The organism is Microcoleus sp. S13C4 (assembly GCF_036700865.1).
Taxonomy (GTDB): domain Bacteria; phylum Cyanobacteriota; class Cyanobacteriia; order Cyanobacteriales; family Microcoleaceae; genus Microcoleus.
This window is the reverse complement of sequence record NZ_JAUBPS010000100.1, coordinates 14,095-19,895: the sequence shown is the minus strand read 5'-3', so window position 1 is coordinate 19,895 and position 5,801 is coordinate 14,095. Positions and strand designations below refer to the sequence as shown.

Genomic DNA, 5,801 nt, shown 5'->3' with positions numbered 1-5,801 from the left:
CTGAGTTTCACACATTTTTTCCCTCAAGGATAGTTCCCCCTTGACAAACCTCTTTCTTCCTTAACTTGTCACCAATGTCTCCTGAGTGTCAATTGCAGCCGCTAGCAACTGAGCCTTTACAGAGGGTTTTCGGCAAGACGATCGCACCATTGTATCGAGCAAGTGTTCGATCGCACCCGGTAAACTCTGGCAAAAACCAGTGTGTACGCGCGATGTCTGAACGATCGTGCTGCGGGGTGCTACGAGCCAGTGAAAGCGCTCTCTGTGGGGAAGTTGACCGATCGCGCCAGATTCCTTGCCGCCTGCACAAATGATGGGAATGACTGCTAGGTGATTACGAATCATTTCCAGATCCAACGTTGAGTCGATCGCCATCAAGCGCTGTTCATCAATTTCGATACGGGCTTCGAGGAATTTTTTCGTACCGCAGGAAACGATCGCCCCCACGTTGATAAACTCCTCGCGCTCAACTTTGGGAACGACGCGGATAATGGCGTAATCATACAGAAATCGATCGGGCACTAATCGCTTCCTCCAAAAAAATATGTGGTGATTCTAGCCGATTTAGCAGGTACTCAATATAAGCATCCCGATGTTGGTTGCTATCGCTGAAAGGAGAATCTCCCACCAGCCAAGTATCAGGAATTAGTTTAACAATGTTGCGAATGATGTCCGGGGTTAGCGTTTGAGTCATCTTTGAATTTGCCGCTTCCAGCGTACTAGCAAAACGCAGCAGAACGTGGTCTTTGATTGGGGGGAAACGATCGCGGCTGCGCGAGAGATAATCTTTCCAGGTGTGGTGGAAGTAGAGGGCTGCACCGTGATCGATCAGCCAAAGCCGGCGGTGCCATACCAGCATATTTGCATTGCGCGGCGTGCGATCGATGTTGGTCACAAAAGCATCGAACCAGACGATTTTTGAGGCCAAATCCGCCTCGGACTTCCCCGCTATCGGGTCAAATGTGATGGAACCGGGGAGATAGTCGAGGGCGAGGTTGAGGCCTGCACTTGCTCGGATCAAATCTTGAATTTCCGGGTCAGGCTCAGTGCGAGCCAGTTCGGGATCAACATCAACAAAGACGAGTTCGGGGATGGGGAGTCCGGAGGCGCGAGCAATCTCTCCCGCAACGAGCTCCGCGATCAGAGATTTGGCTCCCTGGCCGGCACCGCGAAATTTGAGCACGTACATACCATCATCATCTGCTTCGACGATCGCGGGTAGCGACCCGCCCTCGCGCAAGGGAGTGACATATCTGGTAGCAGTGACTGTTCGCAAGCTGATACTCATGCTATTTTCGATTTGCGATTTGAGATTTTCGATGGGAAATCACTGATTTTATGAGGGTTTAGAGCACGGGCTTACAGACAGTTGGATTCTTTCTTTTAACTGGGACTGATGTTAAGTAGTTTGTTTAGTAAACTGATGACCAAAAGGACACAACTAATGTTGTGTCCCTACGGAATTTGGCCAAATCTTGCTTTGAGACAGTCATTAGTCATCAGTTATTAATCAACTAATAACTCATGACTAACCACTAATCAGTTGTACTAACGTGGTCTATTCTCTCTAATTGCCAGAGAATTTGGTTGCCTTCGCGCCGCACCCGCGAAACTACCCAATTTCGCCAAACCCAGTTGTCTCCACGACTGGTGACAGCGCTGGCATTTACATCCATCAAATCAGCCAGTTCAGAACTGGTAATCAAGTAGCCTTTGGTCGCAACCTCGTCGGCGATGTGCAACGTTTCGATCAGATTGCGGAGGTCTTGAACCCTCACCTCGCGGGGCAAGTTCTCCAGGGTATCGGCAGTTGAATCCATCATGGTAGAGTTGGAGCTCGGAAGGTCAGAAGTTATGACATAGGATTCTATCGTTTTGTTACCAGTTGCGTCCGTTTCTTCCGAAACAATTGTGTTGTCAAAGTGTAGGGGCTGTGCCCCCGTGCCCGCCCCGGCCTCGTCTCCCGTTGGTTTCTGCTGTTGCAGTTCGGGAGTGAGATTGTGCGAGAAGCTGCGGGCGATTTCATCGCATCTGTCGTTGTAGAAGTCGCCGGAGTGACCTCGGACGTGTTCCCACTGGATTTGTCGGGAATTCAGCTTGTCTAGCAGATGCCAGAGGTCTTGGTTGACAACATCTTTGCCCGTTGAGGTTTTCCAGCCTTTATTTTTCCAGCCTTGAATCCATTTAGTGATGCCGTTTTTAACGTATTCGCTGTCGGTGTAAACGGTGACTGGTTCGGTTTGACCGGAATTGGCAAAAAATTCCAGCGCAGCGACGGCGGCCTGCATTTCCATGCGGTTGTTAGTAGTTTGGGGGTCTCCACCCCCGAGTTCGTGACAGTTGCCGTCGGCGAAACAAACTACTGCACCCCAGCCACCTGGGCCTGGGTTGCCGGAACAAGCGCCGTCTGTGTAGAGGCTTTTGATTTTGGGAATTGTCATGAGCGAATTAATGTGTAATTTACAGGTAAGTTGTTTGCAAGTGCGATAATTAAGGCAATTGAGATAGTTTTACTTACTGCTATGAAAAATGCCAACTTAAAGATTAAAAAGGTTGCGCTATTTATTTGTCCGTTTTCTTTGTTAATTTTTAATACTTTCGCGCAAGCACAGCCCATAGTGCCTGCTGCTGACGGTACGGGTACTGTTGTCACCCCCAGCGGCAACCGTTATGATATCAACGGCGGCAGTTTGTCGGGAGATGGCGCGAATCTTTTTCACAGTTTTGGGCAGTTCGGCTTGAATGAAGGTCAAATTGCTAATTTTCTGACTAATTCGGCTATTCAAAATATATTAGCTCGAATTGCTGGGGGGGACGCTTCGCTAATTAACGGTTTAATTACTGTCACGGGCGGCAATTCTAATCTTTTTCTAATTAATCCTGCGGGGATTGTGTTTGGCCCGAACGCGAGTTTGAATGTGCCGGCGGCTTTTACTGCAACTACTGCTACTGGTGTCGGTTTTGGTTCTAATTGGTTTAATGCTGCTGGTACAAATAATTTTAGCGCCTTGGTTGGTACGCCAAATGCTTTTTATTTTGGTGCGGGTGTACCGGGAAGTATTTTTAATGCTGGCAATTTAGCGGTGAATCCTGGGCAAAATTTGGCTTTGCTTGGCGGTACGGTTGTTAGTACCGGGCAGTTGTCCGCTGCGGGCGGACAAATTACTGTTGCTGCTGTTGGGGGAGATCAGGTTCTCCGCATTAGTCAACCGGGGCATTTGTTGAGTTTGGAAATAGCAGCGGGCGGAAATTTTGGTAATTCTGAACAGACTTTGAATCCTGTTTCTTTGCCGCAGTTGCTGACAGGTACTGGGCAAAATCAGGCGGCGGGTGTTGCGGTTGCGGATGACGGTTCTGTGCGGCTTGTGGGCTCTGGTTTGCAGGTGAATTCTGGGGATGTGGCGATTGCTGCTAATGTGTCTGGGCTGCCGCAGTTGAATGCTGGAGGTGCGAATTTATGGGCTGCGGAAAATCTCACGTTAGCGGGCGCTAGGCTGCAAACGACGGGGGATTTGAGTTTGCTGGGTGGGGATGCGGTGCGGGTCAGGGACAGCGCCCAGAATCCTTTTTTGGCGCAGGCTGGCGGGAATTTATACATTCAGGGCGATCGCACTATTGATATTCTCACTCAAAATGCGATCGGCGGCTTATCTCTTCCCCCGCAATTCCAAAGCGGCGGCAATTTGAGTTTGGTTAGCAACGGTGTTATTTCGGGGGATTCCCACTTTGTTTCTGGTGGCAATTTTTCAATTCGCAATTTGTCGGGAATGCCGGGAAACTTTCTCAGTTTATTTGACCCGATTATCAGTTCGGAAGGAGATGTTTTCTTTGGAGATTATACCGGAGTTGCGCTGAAAGTCGAGGCGAAGGGGAGCATTGTTGCCGAGGATATTACAATTACCGGCCCCGATAGTGCATTGGGTAGGGAAAATGTGAGTGGCGATCCAGATATTGCTATTTTAACCAGCAGTCCGGCTTTAATTCTGCGGGCTGGAGTGCAAAATTTGGCAAATTCTCCTAATCCTGCTACGGACAGTTTAGGTGAAGATGCAATATTTATAGATTCATTACTATCGAATAACTTGATTTCTGTTGAAAACATTTCGGCAGGGGGGCCGGTGATTTTGTCAGCGCCGGGAAGTATCGCAACTAGAGATATTAATGGCGGTCAAATTAGTCTCGAAAGCAGGGAAGCCGGAGTGCTAGTTGGGGGCAGATTAACGTCTAGTTCGACAATTAATATTCAAGCTAATGACAATATTATATTGACAAGTGACATTTCTCGTGCTGATATCAACGGCAGTATTAGCCTGAATACTGTTCGAGGCAATATAGTAACAGGGTCGATCGATACTGGGACTTCCGGGGCGATCGAACTCAGAGCTTTTGGCAATGTGAATTTTGGGACGTTGCAGGGATCTAATGTTGATATTACCAGTAACTCCGGGGCATTGGGGGTTTTGACTGATGCCAATACCATTGTGCCTAATACTATACCAGCCAATATTACAGCAACTGAGAATATCAATTTGACAGCTTTTAGGGACTTAACGGTAGGCAATCTCACCGCTGCGACTGTCAATGCTAGCAGCAGCAATGGGAGTGTTAACACGGGGGCGAGCGCTACTTCTGGTGATGTCAGAATTCTAGCGGGACAGGAAATCAACACAGGAGCAATAACTGTTAATCCTGTCGCCACAAATCTAGTTAATCCCCTCATTCCTACAGTAAATTTGGATGCACAAACTAATATGAATGTGGCCTCGGTTAACGCTGGCACTGGCACTATTAATTTGAGAGCATCCAGGGATTTAAATGCAGGGAATTTGCAAGGTGGAGCCGTTGAAGTCAATAGCGCTCAGGGAAATATTGCGCTCGGAAATACTACATCTCTTGGGAAGATTAATATAATAGGTTCGGGAAATGTAAATTCGGGGAATTTGCTGGGAGCAATAGTTAATATAAATAGCAATTCGGGAAGTATTAATACTGAAACCGCTACAGCAACAGAAAATACTCTCAATTTAACAGCGCTGCTAAATGTAAATTCCGGGGATTTGCTGGGAGTAGGAGTTAATGTAAACAGCAATGCGGGAAGTATTAATATTGGCAATATCGACGCCACAACAGGAAATGTCAATTTGACCAGTTCTGGCAATGCAAATTCCCGAGATTTGCGGGGAGTTGGAGTTAATGTAACTAGCAATACGGGAAGTATTAATATTGGCAATACGGACGCCACTACAGGAAATGTGAATTTAACAGCGCCGCTTGATGTAAATTCACGAGACTTGCAGGGAGTTGCAGTTGATGTCACTAGCAGCAGGGGAACAGTCAGCACTGGCAATATAAGTGCTGCCCAAAGTGTCGGAATTTTAGCGGGGAACCAAATCGCAATTGGGCGAATAAATGTTAATCCTGTTGTTAGTGCCGATCGCACTTCTACAGTAAATCTTAACGCTCAAAATGATATCAGTGTTGCATCGATCAATGCTGCGGGCGGTAATGTTGAGATCGCAACTCCGGGTTTAGTTCGAGTGACGGGTACTTTTGACCAAAACGGCACTCCTGTTAGCGTCTCGACTCTTGGTAGCATTCAACCGGGTACAGTTACGATCCGCCACGGCGGCGGCGATGTCAATCCGCCAATACCTTTTGCGGTGGGAGATGCGACGACTAACGGTACTGCTGGGGCGATCGCCAGCAATGCTTTAGGTACGATTACTCAGGGGCAATCTTTCATAAATTCTTACACTCAAGGCAATAGTGCGATCGTCACTACTAATCAACCAACAACTCAA

Annotated in this window: 4 protein-coding genes; 1 reads left to right on the top strand and 3 read right to left on the bottom strand. The window is 47.8% G+C overall.

Features of this window, described 5'->3' with window-relative positions; all coding sequences use genetic code 11:
* Positions 1-60: 60 nt before the first annotated feature.
* From QT996_RS26265 to rnhA, 3 genes are all read right to left on the bottom strand, one after another.
* Positions 61-522: a DUF3037 domain-containing protein gene (locus tag QT996_RS26265; protein ID WP_333050236.1), complete on the bottom strand. Its 462-nt coding sequence runs from the start codon at positions 520-522 to the stop codon at positions 61-63.
* Complete coding sequence (locus QT996_RS26260; protein ID WP_333050234.1) at positions 500-1,288, bottom strand: HipA family kinase; 789 nt, start codon at positions 1,286-1,288, stop codon at positions 500-502. The genes QT996_RS26265 and QT996_RS26260 overlap by 23 nt, the downstream gene beginning before the upstream one ends.
* Before the next feature lie 247 nt (positions 1,289-1,535).
* Complete coding sequence (rnhA, locus tag QT996_RS26255) at positions 1,536-2,441, bottom strand: ribonuclease HI (protein WP_333050233.1); 906 nt, start codon at positions 2,439-2,441, stop codon at positions 1,536-1,538.
* Positions 2,442-2,522: 81 nt separating this feature from the next.
* Between rnhA and QT996_RS26250 the strand changes: the two genes are divergently transcribed.
* Positions 2,523-5,801 (top strand): two-partner secretion domain-containing protein (locus QT996_RS26250; RefSeq protein ID WP_333050232.1); only part of this gene is annotated, 3,279 nt, incomplete at its 3' end.